Here is a 26587-nt window from a genome sequence, read left to right on the forward strand (position 1 = left end):
TGATCTTGTGCCCACCGGTTCGCACGAATGCGCGAGTTTCCAGGCACTATTCACCATACATGGAATTTGGTTGAATCTCTATTTACCAAGCCTTTGAAAACAACGACTTCTCGGAGATGTTACTTAATTTTTACGCTGTCGGAGTTCGTGAACTCACGCGCGCGCCGGCCTGTCTTGCAAGATTCCCGATGACGTGAAGCGTTGCCAATGGTGAAATCACCAGAGCTCTGATGGCTTTGGCTGGATTTCTTTCGCGAACAGCCTCGATCATTGTCCACCAGGCCAGCTCTCTTTCCGAGTATCTCAAGTGACCCAGAAGCGCGCGCCGGTCCGTACGCGTCAGGCTCGGATAATTCAGCATTTCCCGACTGATTTCAACCAAGCGCTGATGATCCCTGCCCGACTGGGAATGGGAAGCTGATCCTCTCCGGCGAACAAGGTAATAGCCCTCGGGATCGACAAGATCCGCCTTGGCACCTGACATCAGTAACCGCGTATACAATTCAAAGTCTTCGCCGAACCTCAACTGGTCTCTGTAAGGTCGCGAGGCGTCGCCAAGACAGCGCCGATTGATCAGGGGCTTGATGAAGCCGAGTTCCGACCGCTCAATGTCTACATCGTAGGATTGTTTGACGAACAACTCAGTCGTCAACCGGACGGCCCCTTCCGGCTTATCGGGCCACAAGACACGCTCGACCTCTTCCGGAGTGTCCTCGGAACTCATCAGGAGATTGTCTGCCACCCAGTCGAGATCTCTCGCGCGCGCTTCGTCCAGCAGGCCGGCAATGCGCGTCGGCAACATGAAATCATCACTATCGAGCGGCGTGAACCAGGCCGCATCTGTTTGCCGTATCGCGCAATTTCGAGCGGCCGACGGCCCGGAATTCTGAGCCTGCTGGACAAATGTAAGATTTGGAATTGTCCGCGCCATTCGCTTGGCGATCTCTGGTCCCTCGTCTGAAGAACAATCGTCCACGACGATCACCTCAACCGCAACAGTGTCCGGAACCTTCTGTTCGACGGCACTACGAATGGCACGTTCAATATTGGGGGCGTCATTGTAGAGGGGAATAACAATCGCAATCTTGTTTTCATCAAGCATTGGTCTTGCCTCCATATCTAAACCCTTGAAAATCTTCAGTGTCCGAATAGATTTTCATGACACTTTCCGGAGATTCGCGATCGCCATCTTCCGGTCCCCCTTCAGCAGCATTACCATAGACGACATGCCGCGCTTCGCCATTGCGGGGGCCGCAATCAAAAGGCCTGCGACGTAGAGCGCTATTCCGAGCCCGATGATCGCCGCAACCCTGGTGAGGTCGGACCAGTCATCAGGAAGGTGGCCAGCGGCCCACCATATCCCGCCGCCCATTACGAGTGCGGCAATTAAAACCGACGACCCCGCAAGAATTTGACGGGTGATAGGGAATTTCACAGCACGGTAAACGGCCCAACTGCTGAGGAACCAGCCGAGGAACTTCTGGAAAGCCAAGGCGATCATTACGGCCTCCAAACTCACCCGCGATGCGAAAGGCAGCATCACCAAGAGAACCAGCAGCGCGAAAACACTGACCTTCAGCAAAAGGCCCGGTCGTCCGACACCGCGAAGTACCCCGCCATTGAACGCGGAAGACGGAAGGCGAATACCCATCAACATGGAAATCTGAATCGCGATGATCGCATCATTCCACTGGTCACCAAACACAACCGGCACAATGACCGGAGCGGCAGCGGCGGCACCGATGAATGCCGGATACGCAATAAATCCGGCGAGCCAGATCGCGGTAGACATCGTCTTGTAGAGCGTCGGAAGATCGTTCTGAGTTTTCGACGCTACCGGGAATGCAACTGCACCAAACGGCGACACGAGCGCCTGCATCGCCTGATTCTGTATCCGCATGGCAAGATTGAACATACCGAGCGCCGCCGGCCCGAGAAACAAACCCACAAACAATCGCGGCAGACCCAAATCCCCTGCTGCTACCAGCCTCAATCCGATTGATGCCATCTTGAATCGGAGCAAGGACTTGAACTCGATCAGATTTGTCCGGAAAGACGGCCACCATTTGGCAAAATACAGGAAAGCCAGCATCCTCGCGAAACGACGGGAAATTTCCATCGCGACCAGCGCCCAGGCATTCTGAAACAGGATCGCGCAACTTACGCCGACAATTGCGCCAACGATGTAACCCACGACATCCACAATGGTGATTTCGCGAAACTGCATATGTCGCTGTAGCAAGGCAGCTGGAACCGCACTCAGCGCGCCCATGAACAGAACCAACGACATGACCCGCAGGTAGTCGACCAAGGGCGGCACATCAAAGAGCACCGCAATGTAGGGAGCACTGAGTTGGATCAGTCCAAAAAACAGGGCTGCGAAGCACAGCGAGGACAGAAAGACTGAGTTGGAATGTTCTGTTTTCAAATCGGTCCTCTGAATGAGAACCTCGTTGAGACTGTCGCTCGAAAAGACTTCCGGGATGACAAGTACAATCAAAAGAAACCCGTAGACGCCAAAATCCTCTGGCGTGAGCAACCGAGCGACCACAACAAGCGACACCAGACCGCTCAGCAAGCCCAACCACTTACTGAAAGCTACCCAGATGGCGGCTTTGCCAGCAGACCTCATCAGGCCTTGCGATGGGCTCGAGGGAATTTCGTCGGAAGAAATGGCTGCTGTTCCCATGGAAGCTGAACGCACTCAAAAGCTGGATTCGGCTTTTAACCTTGCAAGGATGGTGCCTGAAAGGGCAGATTTTGCCAATTGCAGTACCGGCGAGCGGTAAGATTACTGTCCTGCAATGCTCAACAAACGATAGAAAATTCCTAGAGAATTCAGCTATCTGCGCAGATGGTTAATATACCGGTCGCCCATTGCAGCCTGTTGGTGTTTCGTCAGCCTGCTCAAATCCCCAGTAACGGCGGGATACCGTCCCAAACCAACCACATTGATGCCGGATTCGACGTCGAGACTGAGTCAATGATTATGGGTGAAATCACGTGTCGGTTTAAGTCACCTTTAATAGTTGGTCGCCAAAAAAGAAGTATGCGCAATGCGAATTCGTCTCTGGCAAGGAATACATCCATGATGCATCTGGCTGCAGAGCCCACCACAATTCGCCACTATCAGAGCGACGTCCAGACCGATATCGAGAATTTCGGCAAATGGCCCGTCTGGCTGCGCATCACGTTGATCGTTGGTCTTAGCGCTTCGCTGTGGGCAGGCATCATTTTCGCCATCGGCGCCCTGTTGTAATACAGCCCCCAAAAAGTGGTTACCTGGTCGCTACGCCTTGGCGTAGCCCGGACTGGAACTCAGGTACACGGGCGCCTTCCCTACGTATGTGCGACGCACCGGCGATAGTGTCGCCAAGGCGCCAAGATACAGCAAGTTAAGGGGGGTGTTGAAACTCGCCCACGCCAAAGACTCCGTAAACGTCGAAATGAATACGATCGCGCCGAAGACGAGCAGCGCAGACATCTCCAAAGACGAATCCCGGAAGAACTGCATTAGCAGACGATAACCGCACCACGCCCACATCAACAGGTAAAGTCCGAGACCGATGTATCCGAGATGCACGCGCACTTCGAGATACGCATTGTGGAAGGTCAGCTTTGTCCCGTATGGCTTGAAATCCATTTCATTGATCGATTGTGCCGCGCCATTTGACGGGTTCCAAAATCCCTCAAGCCCCAAACCGATAATTGGGTGCTCTTCCGCTGCCAAGCGCCCAGCAGACCAGATATGAGTTCGCCCAGTGAAAGTCGTATCCTTACCTAGCGCGCCCAGGAAGTCCGCCACATAGTCTTGGTGAGTCTGGTTCAGCACAATCATGGCGCCTATCAAAACAACGCTGACGCCAGCAATGAATATGATGGATCGCAAGTGGCGCACCTTGCTAATGGATTGCCACGCGAACTTGACTAGAAACAGGCCGATGATCCCGACACCGGCAAACACGAGTGCCGTTGCCGACGGCGCCCGTAGCATAAAGATCAAAGCAACTGGGAAAATGAGCGCGGCCAATAGCCGTGTCCAAGGCCATGACTTTTCATTCAACAATGTCATGAAGCTGAGCAATGCCACGAACAACATTTGCTGGGCGAAATAGTTCTTTTGCGGATACGGCCCGCCGGAGGGCATTGAATCATAGAATGGAATACACACAATGATCGCCATCACACCTGCGAAGAACATGCATCGCAGGATAGTGGTGATATCAAATCGCGTAATGATAATGACAGCGACCAGAGGGGTTAGAAGGTAAAGTGCGCCGCTCCGGATGGCTGCCCCCATATAGGGTGACCACAGAATCGAAATGAAACCGAATATCGGCAGGAGGAAAAGAGGCCACGCCTTGAGCACGATCGGAATGACCTGCTCCTTATGCAAGGCGAGAAGCCACAGAAACCACAAAACCATCAGATAGCGTAGTGGAGTTTCAAGCGGCAGTGGCACGAATGAATTCAGGAACCAAACCGAGATAAGCGCTTGCTCCCAGTATGGGATTTTCCGCGGCTCCTCATAGACTTTGGCCATGACAAGAGATGAATCGCGGTCAGTCGGAATACGACTTACAATGTTCATGCGACAGCCTCCTGGCCAAGACTGGTCGAGATCATGTCGCGCATAAATCCAGCCGGCTGCACGAACAGGTCTTCTGGCAAGCTTGCAAGACGCATGGCGTAAGCGGCAATCTCCCGGCGATCTGTCAACAAATGTCCCACCAGTTTCGACAGCGAGCGCTCAAGGGGCTCCTCAATCACGAACCCGCAGTCATTCCGTGCGATCCAGGCTGCTGTCTCTGTACCGGCCGGCGCGATCGAGGGCGTCGCGTAATAGCCTCCCTCATAGATCCGGTTCGGCAACAGCCAGACCGAATTGTACCCAGCCTCCATGAAGTCCCCTGCCCAGACCACATCCAGCGAGGCATAAATGCTGGATAGATCCTCTGGTGACCGGAACTTTCCAAAGAAGGTCATGTTTGGTCGACGCTCAATCTCGGGTTCGAACACAGGAATTTCGGTGCGTGCCGGGATTCCATGTAGCCGAATTTCCAATGTATCGGGATACGCGTCAGCCAGAGCGCATAGCAGGTCCAGCGAACGCTGGCACCGCAACATGCCGACCCAGCCGAGTACAAGTTTTCGGTCTTCCAGAATCTCCACCGGGAGCGCAGTCTCCGGCCGTGGGCCAAAGTTACTGTCAGCACTTAAACGGTTCTCTACGACATAGGCCGTGAAGTCGCCCCCGTAGTGAAGTTCGAAATGGTTCCGCAAGAAGCCGGGAGAACTCACAACAAGCGCCCGTGTCCGCTTCAGCAGAGCGCGTTCGAGGCCACGAAATATCCGACCCACAAAATCGGAGCGCGTCAGCAAGCGATGCACATCGAGGCTCTCGTAGATGACGGGCGTCTTCAGTCTTGTATGGCGCTTTGCCAGGAACGCACACGCCAGCATGTCGAGATTTCGCGCATATATGACGTCAGCTGCAGCTAATAACTCACGTTGCTCAGCCGCCTTCCGCGCGCCAGCAAACACCTGCTTGATCCGCTGGAGGAAGGCGCCATCACGCGTCTTGCCAAGATCGACATTTTTCCATTCCGGAGAAACATCACGGCGGCGCATCATGAAGCCAACAACATCCATTCCATCGCCGACGAACGACTTCACACGTCGGCGCACAGCGGCATCTGCCGCATCATGTCCGAAGAATGCAATTGTCGTCATCGCTCGATCCAATTCAGGCTAAGCGAAGCGATCATCGCATGATCGCTCCGTCTCACACCTTAGTTTGCGTCAACTTTTTCAGGAGACTCTGTGCTGTGCTCCGCGAGGCTCGGCGGGGTCTGGATCGCTGTAGGGCGAATTTCGCCCTTCTTGGGCTTGTTCGGATCCCGGCGCATGAAGCTGAACAGAGAAGGCTTCGTCTCCATTTGATAGTACTTACGATAGGCATCATATCCTGCACCCGGGTCGCTGTAGTGGCGGCGGCGGTTGAGGTTCACCATGTTTAGCGTAACACCCAGCAGGTCGGCCTTGAAGGATCGCAAGAGTGCCAACGACTGACGCGCTGCTGAGCGGTTCGTGTGACGCCAGCGCACAACCAGAATGGCCTTGTCCGTCTTGCCTGCAACAACCCGCGCCTCAGCCATCAGCAGCAGTGGCCCCGTATCGATCAGGATGAGATCGTACATGGAGCGCAAGCGAACCAGAAGATCGTCAAAGGCGCGCGTCCCGAACACGTCATGTGGCGTATGGCCCGTCAGAGACAGCGGCAGAATATCCAGCATGCTCTTGGGGTCCTTGGAGATCGCATCAGAAAGCTGTCCTGCGCCGAAGAGATACTCAATGAAACCGATCTCAGGCTTCAAGCCAGCCGCATCAGTCAACTGGCGGCGGCGGAAATCGCCATCAATGACCAGTGTCCGTGCACCCGACATGGCCGACATACGACCGAGCGCGAGCGTCAGGCTTGTCTTGCCTTCATCCGGCAGGGACGAAGTGATCGCTACGGTCTTCGTTTCGCTGTCCAAGTCCGAGAAAGCGATTGCTGCTCGCAGATAGCGAATACTTTCGGCAAACGCTGATAACGGGTTTTCTATGAGATAATCGGCAGGATTGGTTTGAGCGAAGCCAAGGGCATTGCCGGTGCGGATCAGTGGCACCGTGCCGAGGGCATTCTGAGCAAGCTTCTTTTCAATGTCTTCCGAAGACGAAATCTTCATATCGAACATTTCGGCCATGATGGCGAGAGCGCCACCGAGCAAACAGCCAAGTATCGCACCAATCAAGAGGTTCAGTGTGGTACGAGGTGAACTTGGAAACTTTGGCACCGATGCATTGGACAGGATCACGGCATCCGGCTGGACAAGACCATCCTGCTCCCGGGTCTCCTTGGATCGCGCAATGAACTCTTCATACAATACGCGGCTGGTTTCAGCATCGCGCTCAAGCTCGCGCAGGCGCACCATTGCGAGGCTGTTGCCGCGGAGCTTGGAGTTCGAGTTGCTGATTTGTGACTGGAGCCGGCTAACCTGGTCCTGACGAACACGAACTTCGTTTTCGAGATTAGTGGCGATCCGGGTCATTTCGTTCTGGATCTGACGCTCGATATCCGCCTGTTCAGCGCGCGCACCAATCAGTTCAGGGTGCTGCGGCCCGAGACGGGTTTCGAGGTCACCCACCCGGCCGCGGACAGTAGAGAGCTGTTGTTTCAAGCTCGTGATAAGAGGAGATTCCAGAACTTCGGAAATCCCATCCACGCCAGCGCCGCTATTGATCTGCCGGCGCATACTGTCAAAGCGTGACCGGACACGGTTCAGCTCGACTTCAGCCTGTGTTTTCTGCGTGGTCAGATAGGCAATGTTCTGCTCGGTGAGCGTGTTACCCATCGCCGTTTCCATGTCGTTGTCGGCAATGAATTTGGCAACGCGGTTTTCCTTTTCCTCAACTTCCTCACGAAGGGCAAACACACGATCAGACAACCATTCGGTAGCGCGCCGTGTGGCGTCCAGCTTCGTTTCAAGCTGTTGAACCCGATACTGATCCGCGATGGCATTGGCGAGGCGGGCAGATGTTTCTGGCGAGGTGCTCGTGACCTCAACGTTGATAAGATAGGTGGTGCCGATACGCGAAACACCAACACGCCCCATCAACGTGCCGACCACGCTATCCAGAATGGCGCTCTCGCGCTCATCGACACTCATGCCTTCAAACGGGTCGACCACGCGCGTATCCATGCCGACCAGTGATTTGACCTGGTTCTTCAGCTTGCCCAGTGCGCTGGTCTTTCGCTCGCGCAGTGTCCAGTTGAACTCAGGATCCTCGATGAGCTTCTGTTTGACGGCAACCTTCGTCAGAAGTGACTTTGACTTCATGATCATGACTTCGGTGTCGATCACCGCCGTGCTGACCGCCAAACCACTGAGAACACTGCCCAGGTCGATCACGTTTTGCTGCTCAGTATCCAGCTGGACCACAGAACTCGATTGGTAGAGCGGTGTCTGGTTGAACGTCATGTACGCGACCAGCGTGAAGACCGAGAGGAAGCTCAGCGCAATCAGCCAGAAGCGCCGGTACACAGCCCCCAACAGCGACTTCAGATCTGTCGGCATGTTGTTGCCTTCGGTCTCCGCTTCTGCGGGAACCTGGGACGGAAGTTCAAAACTGAATGTCTTGGTCAAGATAATATACCGCGCGTTGGGGTTGGAAGCTTTCAGGCGACCGGCCGGATGGTCGGTCGCCTGGTATGGAAATTAAGGGTGGATACGAACCGAAATACCGAGAAGGTTCGCAGAGAAGCTCTCATCGGCCGCAAACGCCGTACCACTCCGGTCACGATCAACGCGACGTGCGAAGGCGTTCAGGTGCACCCGCTTGTTCATTTTGTACGTACCGATCACACCGAATTCGGTGATGTCGTCATCCCTGTCGGTCTCATCGTATTCATAGCTGGTGAGCTCGCCATATCCTGACAGGATGATATTGCGGTACAGTTCGTGATCAACACGAGCGCCTAGCGTCGTTTGAATGGAGCTCGCGCTGGTCCGAATGCCGCTATCGACTGTTCGGCGTGCACCATTGAAGCTCACAGTGGTGAGACGGGTCGGGAACCATTCTACATTCGCATCGACGGCCAGACCGTCAGTGTCTTCGTAGAAAGTGTCATCCTTTTCTTCGCTCAGGTAGCCAATGGCCACGTCACCGCGGATCAACGTGTTCAGTTCGAAGTCCACACCACCGTAAACAGTGTAGGAATCTGAATCCCTGGACCGTTCCGCACCATCGACGACGATCAGATTATCGTACTCACGCTGTTGGATCATGCCTTGGCCAAAAACAGCCACGTTCGGCGAAATCGCATAGCTGAGGCGCGAATTGAAGAGCGTGTCAGACCGGTCACGGAAGTCCTGATCGATCGGCGTGCCGTCAAGGGAGACCGTGTCGTCATAGTCGACTTCCGCAAATGTCACAGAGTTCGTCCAGCGAATACGGTCATTTGTATAATTGGCACTCAGCTCGACGCCTGCGCGGGTATACTCGATCGGCTCGCCCAGTCCGGATGTGTTCGATGGGTCGGACCGCTGATCCGTAGATTGCTGGTAGAAGACCGCGCCGCCAAGTGCGACGTCGCGCGTGACGTCCAGACGGCCCCGCAGCCGCGTATTGACGTCATTGGCTGACTGGTCACTGAAATCCTGGTACTCGTCACGGCTGACAGACACGGAAGCGGCCACTTCGTGCACGCTCCAGTTTGTACGAGCCGCAATATCAGCACCGATGCGGGCGATAACATCAGATTCTTCGTTGTCGCTCGTTCCCAACGCATTGTCGGTATAACCAAGGCCAGCGAACAGACTGGAATTTACCGTAAATGCTCCGAGCCGGATGGGCTCCGGATCATATTCGGGCTGACGGCGGTCTGTAACCGCCTCATACTTGTCCCGACTGTAATAGTCGCTCGACTGCGCATACGCCGTCCCAGACATCGCCGCAATCAGAGCGCCTGTCGCGACTCCTGCAAGGCTAACCCGCTTAGTATACAACATTTCCACCTCTTCCCTGGATTATGTATTCCGGTTGCTCGAACCGCCATGTTTACCAAAGGTCCCAAAGCAAGACCCATACCACTTTTCTTACAAAGAGTGAGGGCTTCATAGGGGAATACGGTGTCAGTCAAGTAATCAAAGTTAGGCAAATTCGAGCGAATTATTGGAAGGTTTCAGCGGCCCGCAAGACCGAGAGGCGGATTGTCGGCAATAATTTCTCAATTAATCAAGACATAAGAAGAGGCCCGGGACGCTGTCTTCGCGTCCCGGGCCGTCTCGTCAGACTAATTCGGCAGAATATTAATTATTAAAAAGCCCGTAGGCCCAATATTCAGCCTGCACAGTTACTGGACTCTGATGTCTATTCCGCCGCTGCCGGAAGTTCCATCTCTGTCAGTCCGGTGTACCGCTTCAGATGGTGATCGATATTGCCGAACTCGGAATCGATCATCGTCAGGCGTTTGAAATAGTGTCCGACAGCCAGTTCGTCTGTCATGCCCATGCCGCCATGGATCTGCACGGCTTCCTGACCAATGAAGCGACCGGCTTGACCGATGCGCACCTTGGCAGCGGATGCCGCCTTCTTGCGCGTGACTTCGTCTTCATCAAGCTTGAGCGTGGCCATGTAGGTCATGGAAATCGACTGCTCATGCTCCATGAACATATCGACCATGCGGTGCTGCAGCACCTGGAACTTGCCAATCGGAACGCCAAACTGCTTACGCTGGCGTGAATATTCGACCGTCATGGCGTGCGCCACCTTCATGGCGCCGCAGGCTTCGGCACAGATCGCGGCGATGGCCTCGTCGGTAACGGTTTCGATCAACGGCAGACCATTGTCGACTTCGCCAATCACCGCTTCTGCGCCAACCGCGACGTTCTCGAAGTAGACTTCCGACGCGCGGCGACCATCGACCGTCGGATAATCGCGGGTACTTACGCCCTGCGCATCCTTGGCAACGACGAAGACTGAAACGCCATTGCTGTCACGGCGATCACCTGACGTGCGCGCTGTCACAACGAAGTGGGTTGCCCAAGGCGCCCCAATGACCACGGCCTTGTGCCCATTCAGGACAAAGCCGGCGCCGTCTTTCTTGGCGGTCGTCTCAAGATCGGCCAGATTATAGCGACCGCGCGGTTCTGCGTAGGCGAATGCAAAGATGTTCTCGCCCGACATGATGCCGCTAAGGTATTCTTCCTTTTGCGCATCCGTGCCGCGCTTGAGGAAACCACCACCGCAAACAACGCTCGGCACGTAAGGCTCGACCACGAGGCCCTTGCCGAACTCTTCCATGACGACCATCGCATCAATCGGGCCGCCACCAAGGCCGCCATCTTCTTCGCTGAACGGTGCCATCAAGAGACCAAGCTCAGCAAACTGTGCCCACATTTCAGGACGCCAGCCCGCTTCGGACTCGACCACCTTGCGGCGCGTGTCGAAATCATACTGCTCGCGGATCAGCCTCGAGAGGCTGTCGCGGATCATGTTCTGCTCTTCGGTGAAATTGAAGTCCATCTTCTATCCTCCCTGCCTCGTGCGCCCTAAAGGCCGAGGATCATCTTTGAAATAATGTTGCGCTGGATCTCGTTGGATCCACCGTAGATCGATGTCTTGCGCATGTTGAAATACGTTTCAGCCGCAAAGTTCGCATGGTCGGGACCGACGCCAAATCCGTCATTCCCCGTATTTTCCATGCCATAGCCATACGGAGCACCATAGTTTCCAACGGCCTCGAGCGTAAGCTCGGTCAAGCGCTGCTGGATCTCGGTTCCCTTCACTTTCAGGATCGAACTTTCGGGCCCGGGGCCTTTGCCTGCTGCCTCGGAAGCCAGCGTGCGAAGTTCAGTGAATTCCAAAGCGGTCAGGTCGATTTCGAGCTGGCTGATCTTGCGCGCAAAATCTTGCGATTGAAGCAATGGCTGACCATCAACCAGCTCTTCTGACGCGATACTGCGCAAGCGTTCAACGCCCCGCTTGGAGCGCGCAACGCCAGCGATACCGGAGCGCTCATGAGCAAGCAGGAATTTCGCGTAGGTCCAGCCTTCATTTTCCGTGCCGACGAGGTTTTCAACCGGAACGCGGACATCCGTCAGCCACGTCTCGTTCACTTCATGCGTACCATCGATCAACTTGATCGGCTTCACTTCGATGCCCGGCGTGTTCATGTCGACAAGGATGAAGCTGATGCCTTCTTGAGGTTTCTTCGCCGTCGGGTCCGTACGGCAGAGGAAGAATCCCCAATCCGCGTGCTGCGCCAGCGTGGTCCAGGTCTTCTGGCCATTCAGAACATAATGGTCGCCGTCGCGAACCGCTGTCGTCTTGAGGCTTGCAAGGTCAGAACCTGCGCCTGGCTCGGAATAGCCTTGGCACCACCACACTTCGCCGGACCGAATGCCTGGCAGGTGACGAGCCTTCTGCTCTTCATTGCCGAATGTGTAGATAACTGGCGCAACCATCGACACACCGAATGGCAGAGGCATCAGCGCATCAACGCGAGCATTCTCTTCCGACCAGATATAGCGCTGGGTAGAGGTCCAGCCGGTGCCGCCGTATTTTTCAGGCCATGCAGGTGTTGACCACCCCTTTTTACCGAGCACTTTGTGCCAGGCGAGGAATTCTTCGCGCGTAAGATCCTCACGCGACCCGATACCCTCAAGTTCTTTCGGATAGTTTTCGCGAATGAATTCGCGGACCTCATTGCGGAAGGTAATCTCTTCCGGCGAAAAATCGAGATTCATGACGGCTCCTCACTGTGCGCTTGATGCGCATCGTACTTATCCCCTCTAATTCAGCCATTTTCGGCTAAAGGCAAGGTGACGTGAGCGTAAACGTCAGGTTCTCGTCGCGTCAGGTCGCATTTGCCGCTGAAGGCTCAGCAATGAAAGGGGCACACGCTGTCTTGAGCAACCCAATTGCCGTAGCGGAACCCAGTCCGCCCCCGGTTTGAAACTCGAGTTGAAGGAGGGGTTGCAGGCCCAACCGCTCGACTGCCGCCTCATGAGCTGGTCGCCGTGTCACGTGCGATGCTATGCAGTGACTGATGGCCTTTGGTTCGATTGAATGCACAACCGCGGCGGCGATAGTGGTTGCAAATCCATCCAGAACCACCGGGATTCCCTGATGCCGCGCCGCAATGATTGCGCCGACACAGGCCGCCAATTCCCGACCGCCAAGATATCTGAGAGCTTGTAACGGATCAGCCAGATGCCCCCGATGCAAAGCCAGCGCGCGCGATACGACGTCCACTCGCCGCTCTACCAAATTGGCCGTGGATTGATTGTCCGGCCTGACCCAGTAATCCGGCGCTCCGCCATACAATGCGCACGCGACAGCCGCGGCGGCGGTGCCGACCCCTGCTCCGGAGACGGCAAGCGCGAGCAGATCCGGCTTTTCCTCGGTGGCCTCAAACCCGTATGCGATGGTCGCGGCACATTCCCGCTCGGTCATGGCCGGCTCCTCCGCAATACTTGGAGTTGGCTTGTCGATGGCAAGATCGAACACGCGTATGGCGGCTCCGGCCTGTGTTGCTATTGCCGACAGCGGCGCCTTGCCTTCCCGCAGTGCATCAACATGTGCGCGCGTATCCGTCTGACTTGAGAGCGAGACACCCTCTGACTGAAGGCCGTGTGAACTGGCGAACACTGCCAACACCGGGTTTTCGATACGTGGAGGAAAGCGATGCTGCCAATTAGCAAGCCATTCTGCGGCCTTGCCGAGACGACCGAAATCTCCCTCACGGCCCATTTCGAGCAATGCCGCACGCACTTTCTGGCCAGGGGCCGGATCCACATCCACCGACGCCTTAATTAGAGACCTGGCATCCGCCAATGGTGAAGTTTGTTGTGCCGGCTCACTCAAAGCAGGTTGCTCCCAATGCATTTGAAATCGATTTCATCTTATAGCAGACAACACATGTTAACTGCGACAAGGTTTTGTTACCTCGTTTATGAGATACTTGTGTCCTCTCGTGAGCTGACTAACCTAAATACATGACCACTCAACCCATAAAATCCCCTTGCATCAAAGTGTGCGCTGTAGACGCCTCTACAGGACTCTGTCTCGGTTGTGCACGGTCACTTAAGGAAATCGGAAGTTGGGTAAGATTGGGACCAGACGGACGCGAGAAGATAATGGCCGAATTGCCTGAGCGGATCACCCGGCTTGAAGCGCTCGGCAAACGCTAGGATTTCTCGATGTCCATAGGAAAGACCCTCGTATCCGGATTTGGCGCAGCTGTGCTGATTTCCGCAACTGTCGCTTTCTTTCTCGTCCCTAGGCTGGAGCAGCATCAGGCAGAGATTGCCACAATGCAACCGGATCCGGCACCGGCCCCGTCCGAGAAGCGCACATCGGTAAACTTTGCGGATGCCGCCATTATCGATCGCGAGTCAGATGGCCATTACTGGACCCGCGCCGAAGTGCATGGAACAGCGGTCAAGTTCATGGTCGATACCGGAGCCAGCACCGTCGCCTTGACCTTTCGTGATGCTCAGCGGATTGGTTTGAAACCGGAAACGCTGGACTACAAATGGGAAATTCGCACGGCTGGCGGCATCACATATGGCGCTGCCGTCACGCTGGATAATATTCGCATAGGCCAAGTCGAAATCGAACGTGTCGATGCCATGATCCTCAAGGACGGGCTCGAACAATCGCTCTTGGGTATGACCTATCTTGGCGAACTCTATTCATACGAGTTCAAGCAAAGCCAATTGATCATACGCCGGTAATTTTCTCACCGTTCTGGCCTTTTCCGACACCAACTTCCCACGCGAACCTTTCTGCATCGCCGGCCCATCGGGCATAGGCCACGCGACCCTCAAGTCCCGCTGCATCCATCAGGTCGCGATACCAGTAGTCAGCCCCGGCATTCAGCCTTTGCGGATGCACGCCCCAGAGCAGACAGGCCGTGCGCAAGCGCTGATCGTCCAATGACCCGTAAAGAATCGGTGCCGTTCCTCGGACTCTGGCAAAACGGGCGAGCCGATCAAAAGCGCCAGTACGTAGGGCCAGCGCTGTCGCACCTTCCGCCTCGGCCATACCCTGGGCCGTCTCTGCAACAACATCGATTGCGCTTTGCGCAGGTATGTCACCCGAAAACTGTTCCAGCGACCGCCGATAATCCTCAGCGCCCTCTGTGGCACGGATGATCCGGGACATGATGGCCACCGTGGTGGCGGGATGGCGTCCGACTGCGGTCTCACCTGACAGCATGACTGCGTCTGCGCCTTGATAGATGGCCGTGGCCACATCGGAAGCTTCGGCGCGGGTCGGGGCGGCATTCTCAATCATGGATTCCAACATCTGCGTCGCCACGATTACCGGCCGGCCCAGTCCGCGAGCACAACGTACGATCCGGCGCTGGATGACCGGCACGTCTTCAGGCGCATACTCAACACCGAGATCCCCTCGCGCGACCATCACAGCGTCGGCCGCGGCAACAATAGGCTCCAGGTTTGAAATGGCGGCAGGCTTTTCGAGTTTGGCGACAAGCGGTGCCCGACCAGCAATGATGGCCTTCACTTCTTCGATGTCTTCAACTGTCTGCACAAAGGACAATGCGACGAGATCAACGCCAATCTCGAGCGCGAAATCAAGGTCGGCGCGGTCTTTGTCGGTCAATGCTCGCACCGGCAGGGCCTTGCCGCGAACCGTGAAGCCCTTCTTGTCGGTCAACTTGCCAGGCACGTCAGCTCGCACCATCGGCTTGCTGCCTGCCTGAGTTACGGTGAACATCAGCTTGCCGTCATCCACCAGGATAACGTCGCCTTCTTCGAGGATTTCGACAATCTCGGCGTGCGGTACTGGAATGGTATCTTCCGCCTCGGTCGTCTCAGCGGCAACGACCGCATATTCCTTCTGATACCGCAGTCGCAGCTCTCCACCCGGCAGCGATCCGACGCGTACTTTGGGCCCCTGCAGGTCTCCCAGCGTAGCGAGGGGACGACCCGTTTCTTTTTCAGCGGCGCGCACAGCATCCAGGGCATCTTTGTGTGCACTGTACTCGCCATGGCTGAAGTTCAAGCGGAAGACGTCAACGCCTGCATAGGCCAATGCCAGAACTTCCTTCGGCGAGCGACTGCCCGGACCGAGTGTTGCGACAATCTTTGCGTTCTCACCAATTAGCCGATTTTCAGTCATTCCGCCCTCCTATGACAAGGTTGACACCGGTCCTATACGAGTCCCTTCGGGTATGCCAGCCGATCTGTTTTTCCCCCGCTCAATACACAAAAACTTCATGTGCGTGCATCCAATCGACCAAGTCGATGCATCTTCCTATGCAAAAGGAGAAATCGAGCATGAAATCAGCCCTCTTGGCCCTGTCTGTCCTGGCCGCCTGCGCCGTGCCCCTGTCACAAGCCGAAACGCCGCCCACCGAAGATCGGGTCGAACCTGTCCAGGTCATGGTGCTCGGCACCTATCATTTCGAAAATCCGGGCCTGGATCTGGTGAACACGGATGCAGATGATGTGTTGGCGCCGCACCGCCAGGCGGAACTGCAAGACCTGGCCGAGCGGCTGACCGCGTTTCGCCCCACCGCCATCGCCCTGGAGCGCATCCGCCAGACCGATGATGCGCTCGACCCGAACTTTGTGGACTTCGTCCCCGAGGATTTGACCCGAAAGCGCAACGAGAGGGTCCAGATCGGCTACCGCATCGCGCACGAGACCGGAATTGACCGGGTCTACGCAGTCGACACTCAGGATGGTGAAATCGCCTACTTTCCCTTCGATCGGGTGGAAGCCTTTGCTGCACGCACGGGCCGGGAAGACAAGATCACCAGTCTGATCGACACAATCAAGACCCAAGCCGAAGTCCTCATGCAAGACCAGGCCTCAACCCCCATCGCAGAATTGCTGGTCCGACAGAATGACCCGGCTGTGATCCGCACCATGCATTCAGACTTTTACTATGGCCTGCTCGACATGTCGGATATCGAAGATGCTGCGGGTGCCGTTCTGAACTATGGCTGGTATGCTCGCAATGCCGAAATCTTCGCGAACATCACCGAAATTGCAGAACCAGGAGACCGGATCCTCATCGTATACGGATCAGGACACAACTATTGGCTGCGCCACTTCGCGCAGGAAACGCCCGGCTTCGAACTGGTCGAAGCCACCCCCTACCTCACCGATTAGTCGACAGCAAACGGATCATAATTGAGAATCGGCGCAAGCCAACGCTCCGCCTTGCGCGTCTCCCACCCCTTGCGCCGCGCGTAATCCTCGACCTGGTCTTTTTCGATACGTCCAACCGCAAAATATACGCTGTCGGGATGCGCGAAGTAGAGTCCCGAAACACTGGCTGCAGGCGTCATGGCGAAGCTGCTGGTCAGCGAAACGCCAATGCGCGCCTCAGGTTCGAGCAGGCGGAACAGGGTTTCCTTCTCGGTGTGTTCCGGCTGGCTCGGATAGCCGGGAGCCGGCCTGATGCCGCGATACTTCTCCTTGATCAGTTCAGGATTGGACAGGTCTTCATCGGGAGCATAAGCCCACAACTCCTTGCGAACACGCTCATGCATGTATTCCGCCATCGCCTCTGCAAACCGGTCAGCCAGCGCCTTGACCATAATGGAGGAATAATCGTCGCCTCTCTTAATGAAGTCTTGCGCAATTTCCTCCGCATGCGGACCTGAAGTAACGCAGAATCCACCGATCCAGTCATCGCCTTCCGGTGCAACAAAGTCGGACAATGCGAAGTTGGCGCGGGAATTATCCTTCACCATTTGCTGGCGAAGCGTATGAAAGACATCCCCTGAATCGAGGCAAATATCATCGCCATCAGAATTTGCCCTCCAGAAGCCCACCACAGCTTTCGGCTTCAACCACGCTTCCCCGACGAGTTGTTGCATCATGGCTTGAGTGTCATTCCAAAGGCCGGTCGCAGCCTCGCCGACAATCTTGTCTTCCAATATCTGGGGATACTGACCCGCCAGGTCCCATGCCGAAAAATAGGGAGTCCAATCGATATAGCGCGCCAACGTCGCGAGATCGAAATCTTCAAAAGTCCGCACGCCCTCAAACGTTGGCTGTGGCGGCGTGTAAGTTTTCCAATCTAGTTTGAGCCTAGCCTCGCGCGCCTGACCTATCGGCAGTCGCGGTTTCGGCGGACCGCCCGCGCGCGCTTCGCGCATCCGCTCATAGCGTGCTTTGGTCTGCGTTACAAAGGCCGGTTTGTCGTCTTCGCTCAATAGCGTGCTGACGACGCCGACGGCACGGCTCGCATCGGACACATGCACAACAGGGGCTGTTCGGATGACCGGATCAATCTTGACCGCCGTATGAGCGGGACTGGTCGTAGCACCACCAATCAGGAGTGGCTGTTTCATACCACGCCGTTCCATTTCGGAAGCAACATAGACCATCTCATCAAGACTTGGTGTAATCAGGCCTGAAAGCCCGATGATATCGACACCCTCTTTTTCGGCCGTATCCAGAATGGTTTCTGCGGCCACCATGACACCAAGATCCAGGATCTCATAACCGTTGCAGGCCAGAACCACGCCCACAATATTCTTGCCGATGTCGTGAACATCTCCCTTCACAGTCGCCATCAGAACCTTACCATTCGAAACATCCACAGTGCCGAGGCGCTGCTTCTCCTCCTCCATGTAAGGTTCGAGCCAAGCGACAGCCTGTTTCATGACGCGCGCGGACTTCACCACTTGCGGCAGGAACATCTTGCCAGAGCCGAACAGGTCGCCAACGACATTCATCCCGTCCATCAGGGGGCCTTCGATGACATGCAGCGGACGCTCGACCGATTGGCGCGCTTCCTCGGTATCCGCATCAATGTATTCGGTAATGCCGTGCACGAGCGCGTATTCGAGCCGCTTCGCGACAGGCGCCTCGCGCCAGGACAGATCCTTCTCGGCCGTCTTTCCTTTCTGGCCCTTGAAGCCTTCAGCTATCTCGATCAGCCGTTCAGTGGCATCCTCGCGACGGTTCAGAATCACGTCTTCGACGCGCTCGCGCAGGTCAGCCTCGATATCATCATAGATATCGAGCTGGCCGGCATTGACGATGCCCATATCCATGCCTGCCGGAATGGCATGATAGAGGAAGACAGAATGCATGGCGCGCCGAACGGGCTCATTGCCTCGGAAGCTGAATGAGACATTCGAGAGCCCACCGGATATATGACATCCCGGGCATGTTTTGCGAATTTCGCGCGTCGCCTCAATGAAGTCGACCGCGTAATTGTTATGTTCTTCTATGCCCGTTGCGACGGCAAAGACATTCGGGTCAAAGATGATGTCTTCAGCGGGGAACCCGACTTCTTCAGTGAGAATTCTGAAAGCACGTTGGCAGATCTCGACCTTGCGGTCTTTGGTGTCGGCCTGACCCACTTCATCAAACGCCATAACCACGACGGCCGCGCCGTAAGCGAGGCAGGCTCGCGCCTGCTTCCGGAACGTCTCTTCGCCTTCCTTCATGGAAATGGAGTTGACGATCGCCTTGCCTTGAACACATTTCAGGCCAGCCTCGATCACCTCCCATTTGGAAGAGTCGATCATGACCGGGACACGGGCAATGTCCGGCTCGGCGGCGATCAGGTTCAGAAAGGTGCGCATGGCCTCGGCGCCATCCAGCATGCCTTCATCCATGTTTACGTCGATCACCTGCGCGCCGCTCTCGACCTGCTGTCGCGCAACCTCAACGGCATCCGCGTAACGACCTTCGGTGATCATTTTCCGGAAACGCGCAGAACCTGTCACATTGGTACGTTCACCAATGTTCACAAAAGATTGGGAAGCTGCAATTGTCATTTTCTCGTTTTCCCGGCGTCTAGCGGCCAGTTGCCATCGACCACAGAGGGAAACCCGTCTGCAGGACGATTATACCAATAAATCCAGGCGGTTTCGCCTGACTCAGCCCCGGTGTCATCCAACAGGGAAATTCGTTTACGCAAGTATAGACTGGTCACCGGGTCGTTGGTTACGTCCTCGAAGGCATCCATTGCTGACATGATCGCTGTATCGCCGATCCGCCAGCGAATACCATGGCAAAGCTCATCACCCTCGATGACACCCGGAAAACCTCCAAGATCGATCATCCGCCCTCGAAAGCGGCAGGGCGCCCCGAAGACACCCGCACTGTCCAGCGGCAGATCGGCGGGTTGCCCGGCCGCGCCCAGCTTGAGCAGTCCATAGAAAACGAAAAGGTCTCCGACCTCCACGGCTCTGGCCGTCATGAGGCCACCTCGAATGGCTCCAGCCCCGACAGGCGCATCGTGTGTTTGCTCGGCGCCGGGTCACGTGGCTTTATGCTGTCGACTGCGTTGGCGATCGCCGCGATATGTTCCGGGGTGGTACCACAACAACCACCCAGAATGTTCACAAGACCATCCTTCGCCCAACCACCTACAGAACCGGATGTTTCTTCAGGTTGCTCATCATACTGGCCCATTTCATTCGGCAGACCAGCATTCGGATAGGCAGCGACAAGCGTGTCCGCTACGCGTGACAGAGCCGCAATGTGCGGCCTCATCAAGTCAGCGCCAAGCGCACAATTGAATCCGATAGCAAAAGGCTTCGCGTGACGTACCGAGTTCCAGAACGCCTCGACCGTCTGGCCAGACAGTGTACGACCAGACCGGTCAGTAATCGTGCCGGAAATCCAGATGGGCAGTTGGTCCATGCCCTCTTCTTCAAGGTCCATGATCGCCTTTATCGCCGCCTTGCAATTCAGAGTGTCTGTAATCGTCTCAATCAGGTAGAGATCGACCCCACCCTCGTTCAGCGCACGGATTTGTTGGCGATAGGCTTCATAGACCTCATCAAAGGTCACAGACCGAGCGCCTGGATCGTTTACATCCGATGACATGGACAACATCTTGTTTAGAGGCCCGATGGAGCCCGCCAGGAACCTCGGCTTGTCCGGCGTCTTCGCCGTCCACGCATCGGCCGCAGCCCGGCCGAGCTTCGCCCCTTCCAGATTGATGTCCCAGACAGATTGCGGGTCCAGCTTGTAGTCATCCTGCGCGATGACCGTTGCGCTGAACGTGTTGGTCTCGGAAATGTCGGCACCTGCTCCATAATAGGCATCATGCAGGTCGGTCACGATATCCGGCCGCGTCAGGCACAAAATATCATTGTTTCCTTTCATCTGGCCGGGATAATCAGACTCGCTGAACCGAGTCCCTCGGTAATCTCCCTCCTCCAGGCCGCGCCTCTGAATCATGACCCCCCACGATCCATCGAGAATGAGAATTCGTTCCTTGGCGGCTGCCTTCAGGGCGCTGATGCGATCTTGTCTGTTCATGGCTCAAGCGGCCTCAACTGGTTTGGGTTTCAGTCCGAGCAGGCGACAGGTGGACAAAGCCAACCCAGCCCGGTTCAGCGTGTAAAAATGGAAATCGGAGACCCCCTCATCGGACAATTTCCGACAAAGGTCCGCCGCAACGTTAGCTGTTACTAGTTCCCGCGTTTCCTGATCATCCTCAAGGCCCTCATAGAGCTCATGCAGCCAGGTCGGCAGTGATGCGCCACACAGTTGAGATATACGCTTCAAGCCCTTGAAATTCGGTTGCAGCATGATGCCCGGCACAATGGGCATGGTAACACCACCTGCACGAGCCTTTTCCAGAAAATTCAGATAGATTTCCGGCTCGAAGAAGAATTGCGTGATTGCTCGATCCGCACCTGCATCTTGCTTTGCTTTCAGAAACGCGATTTCGGCGTCCCACCCCTGACTCTCAGGATGAAGCTCAGGATAACAGGACACAGAAATCTCGAAGCAGCGACCGAGATCGGGCCGATGGGCACGAATGCCTTCAATCAAATCGATTGAATCCCTGAACCCACCGGGGTGCTGTTCGAATTTCTCGCCCATGCCACTCGGTGGATCACCGCGAAGGGCAACAATATGCCTTACCCCAGCCTCCCAGTAATCTTCCGCAACGGACAGCACTTCATCCTTGGTTGCACTGACGCACGTCAAGTGACCAGCCGGTCGCAAATGGGTCTGTTGAGCAATCCGGCGAACAGTGTCGTGAGTACGCTCACGCGTAGATCCCCCGGCGCCATAAGTGACGGAAACAAAATTCGGAGTCATCGGCTCGAGGCGCTCAACCGTTTCCCACAGGCGATCAGCCATCGCTTCGGATTTCGGCGGAAAAAACTCGAATGAAACAGACGGCGAGCCTGCCTGCCGAGGGGTAACGAGCGAGCTCATGCGACATGCTCCTTGGGTTTGGCGGACTTGACCGCCTTCCAGATATTTACGGTGAGACCATCCTGTTCACCTTCGGGAGGCGCAAAGGAACGCGGCTCGAAGAGGTCGAGGCCCACATCGGCAGACCACACAGCCATAGCTTCGTGCGCCATACCCAACCGGTGATGGCCATACTCGGCGCGCAAAAACTCCAGATCATGCGGTGCGAAATCCACGATCAGGAGCTGGCCGCCGGGCTTCAGCACACGGCTAGCCTCCGCGATCGCCCGATTTGGCGCGTCCATATAGTGAAGAACCTGATGAATGATCACCAAATCAGCAGAGTTGTCGTCAAACGGTACAGCTGTCACGTTCCCCTGACGCACGCGGGCACCATGCATGCCTTGCTGTTCCAGATTTGCCCGCGCGACAGTGAGCATATGATGACTTAGGTCAATGCCCTCTGCTTCCTCGGCCAAAGGTGCAAATAGGCTCAGCATACGTCCGGTACCGGTTCCGAAATCCAGGACGCGCCCAAATGGTCCCATCCCCGCGAGTTCGACTAGAGCCCCCTCGATCAGATCGTTGGGATAGTGAAGAGACCGCAAACGGTCCCACGTCTCAGCGATGTTTGAGAAGTAAGCTTCAGCTGATTCCGCACGCGCAGCGCTCACTTCGTCCAGACGTGCTGCATCACGAGCCAGTTCCGGCTCGTCTCGATCCAGTTGCGCAAACAAGGAATCCAGAAATGCTTTTCCATACGACCCGGTTGAAGCGCGGTAGAAGACAAATGAACCTTCAGGCAAACGCTCAACCAAACCTGCAGCCGTGAGCGCCTTCAGGTGGTGAGACAGGCGAGGCTGGGACTGCTCCAATACCTGCACCAGTTCCCCGACCGACAGGTCGCGCTGGCGCAACAGGGCCAACACCCTCAAACGAGTGGGCTCCCCTGCTGCGCGCAGAGCCTCAATCATGGATGACAGCCGTGAAGTCATTTAATGATATAAACATTGATTTATATGTTTTTGCAACACAGCTTTACAGAAATATCACCTATGCGTGTTTCGGTAGAGATTGAGAGTTGAAGCGCCAGCGCTTAACTACCATCTACCGGCTTCCACAACGGGGTTATCCACACATGACACAGCGACTCTTTGCTGCGGTTCTTGCCATGGGGCTAGGAGCCTGTGCGTCCACACAAAACCTTGAATCCGGCACCGTTCCCGATCCTTACGAAGGCTTCAACCGTCAGATGTTCGCCTTCAATAGTGGCGTAGACAAGTATGCGCTCGGCCCCGCAGCAGACTTGTATGAGACGGTGACCCCCGAGTACGGTCGCGACCGACTGAGCGACTTCCTTCACAACTTGAAGTCTCCAGTGATCTTTGTAAACGATGTCCTGCAGGGCGAGAGTGATCGCGCTAGCGAAACATTTGCTCGATTTTTTCTGAACTCGACGCTGGGTATCGCCGGACTTTGGGACGTTGCTGAGTATACCGGTATTGAGAAGCACAATGAGGATTTTGGACAAACCCTTGCTGTGTGGGGTGTCGACAGCGGCCCCTTCCTGATCCTGCCCCTCATGGGTCCAACAACGCCGCGTGACCTGTTCGGTAGCGGTGTGGATCGTGCGCTGGATCCGCTTGTCTGGACAGAGTTCGATAACAATCCCGACCTCGACGATCACATCGAAATGAGTCGTGGAATTCTCGGAGGGCTGAATGCCCGCGTCGCCCTCGATGATGCGCTGGAGCAACTGAATGCTCAGCCAGAGCCCTACATCGCTTTGCGGAGACTTTATTCATCCCAGCGTCAGGCAGAAATACGTAATGGTCGCATAGACGAGGAAGATGCTTACGAGGATCTCCCTGATTTTGACGAATTTGAAGAGTAGGTCCGGGGCGTGATGACCACCAACAGGAGCGAAATGTGAAACGCTACTACCGATATTTTGCATTGGCTGGCGCTGCAGTATTGATGCTTGCCCCAACCAGCCAGGCAGACGCAAAGACAGAATCCTATGTTCAGGAGAATGCCAGTGACGTATTGGCATCGCTGAACGATCCGTCCCTGGACTCAGAAGAGCGCACAGAAAAATTCAATACTTACATGGATGAGTTCACCGACATGACTGCGGTGTCCAACTTTGCCATTGGCAAGTATGCGCGCCGCTTCAGCGAAGATGAGTTAGCTCGCTACCGGAAAGTTTTTCGGGAGTATGCACTCGCAGTTTATGAGAATGAACTCGACGCCTATCGCGGAGAAGCCGTGATCGTAAAGGATTCGGTGGATCGATCTGCGACCGATTCGATCGTCAACACGGTCATTAAGCGTCAGGACGGCAAAGACATGGATGTGCGGTGGCGCGTTCTGACCCGCGACGGCAAGTATCAGGTCGTAGACGTTGCCCTGAATCTGGACGGTAATTTGATCTGGCTCGCAATCGAACAGCGCGCCCAATTCCTCGCTTTGCTAGACCGCTCGAACGGCTCGGCCGAGGCCTTGATTGACAAGATCGAAAGCATGAAGCGGAAGCTGGAAACCGAGAAGCGAAGCTAGTCGTCTGAAATCAGCCAAAGATCAATAGCCCCCACCAGACGGCTGGTTGGGGGCTTTTTTACGTGTGGCTTACACGCTCCAGCTGCGGAACGGTTTTCCAGTCAGCTCCCGAAAGCGACTCGCATCAGTTTTCAGCTTCTGCGCCAGATTAGAACGAATCCTGTCGTCGAATTCTGGAACTTCGACGGGTTTCCTCGTTTTGACCGCTGCGCGCAGGGAGTCGATGAGGACTCGCGGCGTGCGCGAACGGACGTATCTCCCCATACCTGTATCTCGCATTTGCCCCCACCAACGAGGCATTTTGCGAATTTCCTCTCCCGAATTTGCCTCGGGCAGATTGCTCAAATGTTCGACGGCCGAAGGTGCCAGACCGATATGCTCTGCGATCCGCCTGAACACGGAGGAAGAGTTGGCAAGCAGATCGTTGAAATCTACGATTAAAATGTCGTCTTTAGACCAGTACTCAAAGTAGGGCTCCAACTGGTAAGCATATTTGCTAACCATAAGTATGTGCTCACCCTCATGTGTGTCGAACACATCAGCCGGCTCAGCGAGAGATGCTGAATGCATGAATGTATGCTTGTATTGGGACTCGGCCCGCGCAACGGGATCCCGGGCGATAAAGATCAGCTTCGAGTTCGGAGCATTTTCATACGTCCGCGCTGGTGCGCCTGGAAACATGTCCCGCTTTGTATAGTTCGGACAAAAATCCACCCAAGGAAGGTCCGAATTGCCGAACTGTTTGCGATACCAGCCCAGGCCTCGCGCAAAATTTTCTTTGGACAGATAAAAGTCGGTTTCCTTGCATTCCGGCACGGCCACTAGACCGCTTTCAAGGAATACTCGGTACAGGGCGGTCGTGCCAGCTCGCATCGCCCCAATGACGATTGCGTCAGCCGCAGTCTTGTCCCCTGGTTCGCCGGTTTGGATCATCGTCGAACATTCCCGCATTGTCATGGGCACAAATGCCCAATTCGAGCATATACGCACATTCTGTCCCCACCCTTCAAAGGGTGAGCCTCTTATCGGCAAAGGAATGGCAACGCGCAAGCATTTCGTTAACCAATGTTAACGAAATTCGAATTTACACCAAAATTCGATCACACTTCTCACTACCCGCAAAGCAAACGCTCATCAGTAATGCGATGACAATTCATTTTTAGTTTGGGCCAACAAGTACGGCCCGACTTCCAGCGGGCCGAAAATCTTGCCAATCAGCGGGCAAATTTCTTGAACTTCAGACGCTTGGGATTGACGGCATCCTCACCTAAGCGGCGCTTCTTGTCTTCAAGGTAGGAAGAAAAGTCGCCTTCGAACCATTCAACATGGGAATCGCCCTCGAATGCGAGAATGTGCGTTGCCATACGGTCCAGGAACCAGCGATCGTGCGAAATGATCACCGCGCAGCCGGGGAAATTGTCGAGACCTTCTTCGAGCGCCTGCAAGGTTTCCACGTCGAGATCGTTGGTCGGTTCATCTAGCAGAAGCAAATTGTGGCTACCTTTGAGCATCTTGGCGAGATGGACACGATTACGCTCACCACCAGATAGGAGCCCGACTTTTTTCTGTTGATCTGTGCCCTTGAAGTTGAACGCGCCAACATATGCGCGCGACATGACTTCAACACCACCCAAATCGATGACATCCGTCCCCCCGGAGATTTCCTCCCAGACATTCTTGTCGGAATCGAGTTTGTCGCGACTCTGGTCAACATAGCCAATCTTCACCGTATCACCGATGCGCAGGCTACCCTGGTCTGGCTTCTCCTGCTCAAGGATCATTTTGAACAAGGTCGATTTACCCGCACCATTCGGGCCGATGACACCAACAATACCACCAGGAGGCAATTTGAAGTCCAGATTTTCGATCAGGAGATTGTCGCCGAATGCCTTTCGCAACCCTTCCGCCTCCAGAACGACTCCACCAAGGCGCGGGCCGGGGGGAATCCGGATTTGTGCGGTCATGACCTTCTCGCGCTCAGCCTGCGATGCCATTTCCTCATAGGCGTTGATACGCGCCTTGGATTTTGCCTGACGCGCCTTCTGACCAGAACGAACCCACTCAAGTTCCTTCGCCAGGGTGCGCTTGCGACCGGACTCTTCACGCGCCTCCTGCTCCATCCGCTTGGCCTTTTGCTCAACCCACCCGGAATAGTTGCCCTGGAAGGGAACACCGCGGCCACGGTCGAGTTCGAGGATCCAGCTGGTAATATCATCAAGGAAGTATCGGTCGTGGGTCACGAGGATCACACAGCCCGGGAAGTTGATCAGATAATTCTGCAGCCACGCAACGGTTTCGGCGTCGAGGTGGTTGGTCGG

Annotated in this window: 23 protein-coding genes; 6 read left to right on the forward strand and 17 right to left on the reverse strand. The window is 55.5% G+C overall.

Going from position 1 to position 26587, the window contains the following annotated elements:
- Positions 1-130: 130 nt before the first annotated feature.
- Both B4F73_RS08575 and B4F73_RS08580 read right to left on the reverse strand, forming a co-directional pair.
- Positions 131-1102, reverse strand: coding sequence for a glycosyltransferase family 2 protein (locus B4F73_RS08575; RefSeq protein ID WP_290479611.1), 972 nt, complete (start codon positions 1100-1102; stop codon positions 131-133).
- Positions 1103-1156: 54 nt separating this feature from the next.
- A complete protein-coding gene (locus tag B4F73_RS08580; protein ID WP_290483016.1) occupies positions 1157-2689 on the reverse strand; it encodes a lipopolysaccharide biosynthesis protein in 1533 nt (510 codons plus the stop codon).
- 399 nt (positions 2690-3088) lie between these two features.
- Here B4F73_RS08580 and B4F73_RS08585 point away from each other — a divergent pair, with 399 nt between their 5' ends.
- The gene (locus B4F73_RS08585; RefSeq protein WP_156947807.1) at positions 3089-3259 is read left to right on the forward strand and encodes a hypothetical protein; all 171 of its coding nucleotides are present in this window, start codon (positions 3089-3091) and stop codon (positions 3257-3259) included.
- A 30-nt stretch (positions 3260-3289) separates the two neighbouring features.
- On the opposite strand, the gene B4F73_RS08590 is transcribed toward B4F73_RS08585, so the two are convergent.
- From B4F73_RS08590 to B4F73_RS08620, 7 genes are all read right to left on the reverse strand, one after another.
- Positions 3290-4591 (reverse strand): O-antigen ligase family protein, encoded by a 1302-nt coding sequence (locus B4F73_RS08590; protein WP_290483017.1) that lies wholly within the window; start codon positions 4589-4591, stop codon positions 3290-3292.
- Positions 4588-5733: a hypothetical protein gene (locus tag B4F73_RS08595; RefSeq protein ID WP_290483018.1), complete on the reverse strand. Its 1146-nt coding sequence runs from the start codon at positions 5731-5733 to the stop codon at positions 4588-4590. The genes B4F73_RS08590 and B4F73_RS08595 overlap by 4 nt, the downstream gene beginning before the upstream one ends.
- A 59-nt stretch (positions 5734-5792) precedes the next feature.
- Positions 5793-8189 carry a GumC family protein gene (locus tag B4F73_RS08600; protein WP_290479616.1) on the reverse strand — a complete coding sequence of 799 codons (2397 nt, stop codon included), beginning with the start codon at positions 8187-8189 and terminating at the stop codon, positions 5793-5795.
- Between the two features lie 72 nt (positions 8190-8261).
- Complete coding sequence (locus B4F73_RS08605; protein WP_290481108.1) at positions 8262-9554, reverse strand: outer membrane beta-barrel protein; 1293 nt, start codon at positions 9552-9554, stop codon at positions 8262-8264.
- Between the two features lie 361 nt (positions 9555-9915).
- Entirely contained in the window at positions 9916-11070 is a 1155-nt protein-coding gene (locus B4F73_RS08610) for an acyl-CoA dehydrogenase family protein (protein ID WP_206990711.1), read from the reverse strand.
- A 26-nt stretch (positions 11071-11096) separates the two neighbouring features.
- Positions 11097-12293: an acyl-CoA dehydrogenase family protein gene (locus tag B4F73_RS08615; protein WP_290479618.1), complete on the reverse strand. Its 1197-nt coding sequence runs from the start codon at positions 12291-12293 to the stop codon at positions 11097-11099.
- Between the two features lie 109 nt (positions 12294-12402).
- Entirely contained in the window at positions 12403-13344 is a 942-nt protein-coding gene (locus B4F73_RS08620; RefSeq protein ID WP_242517322.1) for a nicotinate-nucleotide--dimethylbenzimidazole phosphoribosyltransferase, read from the reverse strand.
- 200 nt (positions 13345-13544) lie between these two features.
- Here B4F73_RS08620 and B4F73_RS08625 point away from each other — a divergent pair, with 200 nt between their 5' ends.
- Both B4F73_RS08625 and B4F73_RS08630 read left to right on the forward strand, forming a co-directional pair.
- Entirely contained in the window at positions 13545-13739 is a 195-nt protein-coding gene (locus tag B4F73_RS08625; RefSeq protein WP_206990714.1) for a DUF1289 domain-containing protein, read from the forward strand.
- A 9-nt stretch (positions 13740-13748) separates the two neighbouring features.
- Positions 13749-14285 carry a retropepsin-like aspartic protease family protein gene (locus tag B4F73_RS08630; RefSeq protein ID WP_206990715.1) on the forward strand — a complete coding sequence of 179 codons (537 nt, stop codon included), beginning with the start codon at positions 13749-13751 and terminating at the stop codon, positions 14283-14285.
- On the opposite strand, the gene pyk is transcribed toward B4F73_RS08630, so the two are convergent.
- A complete protein-coding gene (pyk, locus tag B4F73_RS08635; RefSeq protein ID WP_206990716.1) occupies positions 14272-15696 on the reverse strand; it encodes a pyruvate kinase in 1425 nt (474 codons plus the stop codon). The two genes, B4F73_RS08630 and pyk, sit on opposite strands and share 14 nt — an antisense overlap.
- Before the next feature lie 158 nt (positions 15697-15854).
- Between pyk and B4F73_RS08640 the strand changes: the two genes are divergently transcribed.
- Positions 15855-16694: a DUF5694 domain-containing protein gene (locus B4F73_RS08640; protein WP_206990717.1), complete on the forward strand. Its 840-nt coding sequence runs from the start codon at positions 15855-15857 to the stop codon at positions 16692-16694.
- Here the strand turns inward: B4F73_RS08640 and metH are convergent.
- Genes metH through B4F73_RS08665 form a run of 5 tightly spaced genes read right to left on the reverse strand, consistent with a single transcriptional unit; the run spans position 16691 to position 22684 of the window.
- Entirely contained in the window at positions 16691-19324 is a 2634-nt protein-coding gene (metH, locus tag B4F73_RS08645) for a methionine synthase (protein WP_290479619.1), read from the reverse strand. The genes B4F73_RS08640 and metH overlap by 4 nt on opposite strands.
- Entirely contained in the window at positions 19321-19749 is a 429-nt protein-coding gene (locus B4F73_RS08650; RefSeq protein WP_290483019.1) for a gamma-glutamylcyclotransferase family protein, read from the reverse strand. Before B4F73_RS08650 ends, metH begins: the two co-directional genes overlap by 4 nt.
- On the reverse strand, positions 19746-20819 hold the full coding sequence (locus tag B4F73_RS08655) for a homocysteine S-methyltransferase family protein (protein WP_290483020.1): 1074 nt from the start codon (positions 20817-20819) through the stop codon (positions 19746-19748). The genes B4F73_RS08650 and B4F73_RS08655 overlap by 4 nt, the downstream gene beginning before the upstream one ends.
- A 3-nt stretch (positions 20820-20822) precedes the next feature.
- Positions 20823-21731, reverse strand: coding sequence for a methylenetetrahydrofolate reductase [NAD(P)H] (gene metF / locus B4F73_RS08660; protein WP_290483021.1), 909 nt, complete (start codon positions 21729-21731; stop codon positions 20823-20825).
- Complete coding sequence (locus tag B4F73_RS08665; protein ID WP_290483022.1) at positions 21728-22684, reverse strand: ArsR/SmtB family transcription factor; 957 nt, start codon at positions 22682-22684, stop codon at positions 21728-21730. Before B4F73_RS08665 ends, metF begins: the two co-directional genes overlap by 4 nt.
- Before the next feature lie 164 nt (positions 22685-22848).
- On the opposite strand from B4F73_RS08665, the gene B4F73_RS08670 reads away from it, so the two are divergent.
- Together B4F73_RS08670 and B4F73_RS08675 are read left to right on the forward strand one after the other, a co-directional pair.
- A complete protein-coding gene (locus B4F73_RS08670) occupies positions 22849-23604 on the forward strand; it encodes an MlaA family lipoprotein (RefSeq protein WP_290479624.1) in 756 nt (251 codons plus the stop codon).
- Between the two features lie 35 nt (positions 23605-23639).
- Positions 23640-24269: an MlaC/ttg2D family ABC transporter substrate-binding protein gene (locus tag B4F73_RS08675; RefSeq protein WP_242517323.1), complete on the forward strand. Its 630-nt coding sequence runs from the start codon at positions 23640-23642 to the stop codon at positions 24267-24269.
- A 69-nt stretch (positions 24270-24338) separates the two neighbouring features.
- On the opposite strand, the gene B4F73_RS08680 is transcribed toward B4F73_RS08675, so the two are convergent.
- Positions 24339-25202, reverse strand: coding sequence for a sulfotransferase family protein (locus B4F73_RS08680; RefSeq protein ID WP_206990724.1), 864 nt, complete (start codon positions 25200-25202; stop codon positions 24339-24341).
- Positions 25203-25483: 281 nt separating this feature from the next.
- A partial coding sequence (gene ettA, locus B4F73_RS08685) for an energy-dependent translational throttle protein EttA (RefSeq protein ID WP_290483023.1) occupies positions 25484-26587 on the reverse strand: 1104 nt, incomplete at its 5' end.

Source organism: Hyphomonas sp. UBA3601 (genome assembly GCF_002375605.1).
GTDB lineage: Bacteria > Pseudomonadota > Alphaproteobacteria > Caulobacterales > Hyphomonadaceae > Hyphomonas.

Excerpts from the sequence above, each read along its gene's own strand:
- B4F73_RS08575 (WP_290479611.1), bottom strand. The coding sequence starts at position 1,102 with ATGCTTGATGAAAACAAGATTGCGATTGTTATTCCCCTCTACAATGAC.
- B4F73_RS08580 (WP_290483016.1), bottom strand. The coding sequence starts at position 2,689 with ATGGGAACAGCAGCCATTTCTTCCGACGAAATTCCCTCGAGCCCATCG.
- B4F73_RS08585 (WP_156947807.1), top strand. The coding sequence starts at position 3,089 with ATGATGCATCTGGCTGCAGAGCCCACCACAATTCGCCACTATCAGAGC.
- B4F73_RS08590 (WP_290483017.1), bottom strand. The coding sequence starts at position 4,591 with ATGAACATTGTAAGTCGTATTCCGACTGACCGCGATTCATCTCTTGTC.
- B4F73_RS08595 (WP_290483018.1), bottom strand. The coding sequence starts at position 5,733 with ATGACGACAATTGCATTCTTCGGACATGATGCGGCAGATGCCGCTGTG.
- B4F73_RS08605 (WP_290481108.1), bottom strand. The coding sequence starts at position 9,554 with ATGTTGTATACTAAGCGGGTTAGCCTTGCAGGAGTCGCGACAGGCGCT.
- B4F73_RS08610 (WP_206990711.1), bottom strand. The coding sequence starts at position 11,070 with ATGGACTTCAATTTCACCGAAGAGCAGAACATGATCCGCGACAGCCTC.
- B4F73_RS08615 (WP_290479618.1), bottom strand. The coding sequence starts at position 12,293 with ATGAATCTCGATTTTTCGCCGGAAGAGATTACCTTCCGCAATGAGGTC.
- B4F73_RS08625 (WP_206990714.1), top strand. The coding sequence starts at position 13,545 with ATGACCACTCAACCCATAAAATCCCCTTGCATCAAAGTGTGCGCTGTA.
- B4F73_RS08630 (WP_206990715.1), top strand. The coding sequence starts at position 13,749 with ATGTCCATAGGAAAGACCCTCGTATCCGGATTTGGCGCAGCTGTGCTG.
- pyk (WP_206990716.1), bottom strand. The coding sequence starts at position 15,696 with ATGACTGAAAATCGGCTAATTGGTGAGAACGCAAAGATTGTCGCAACA.
- B4F73_RS08640 (WP_206990717.1), top strand. The coding sequence starts at position 15,855 with ATGAAATCAGCCCTCTTGGCCCTGTCTGTCCTGGCCGCCTGCGCCGTG.
- metH (WP_290479619.1), bottom strand. The coding sequence starts at position 19,324 with ATGACAATTGCAGCTTCCCAATCTTTTGTGAACATTGGTGAACGTACC.
- B4F73_RS08650 (WP_290483019.1), bottom strand. The coding sequence starts at position 19,749 with ATGACGGCCAGAGCCGTGGAGGTCGGAGACCTTTTCGTTTTCTATGGA.
- B4F73_RS08655 (WP_290483020.1), bottom strand. The coding sequence starts at position 20,819 with ATGAACAGACAAGATCGCATCAGCGCCCTGAAGGCAGCCGCCAAGGAA.
- metF (WP_290483021.1), bottom strand. The coding sequence starts at position 21,731 with ATGAGCTCGCTCGTTACCCCTCGGCAGGCAGGCTCGCCGTCTGTTTCA.
- B4F73_RS08665 (WP_290483022.1), bottom strand. The coding sequence starts at position 22,684 with ATGATTGAGGCTCTGCGCGCAGCAGGGGAGCCCACTCGTTTGAGGGTG.
- B4F73_RS08670 (WP_290479624.1), top strand. The coding sequence starts at position 22,849 with ATGACACAGCGACTCTTTGCTGCGGTTCTTGCCATGGGGCTAGGAGCC.
- B4F73_RS08680 (WP_206990724.1), bottom strand. The coding sequence starts at position 25,202 with ATGATCCAAACCGGCGAACCAGGGGACAAGACTGCGGCTGACGCAATC.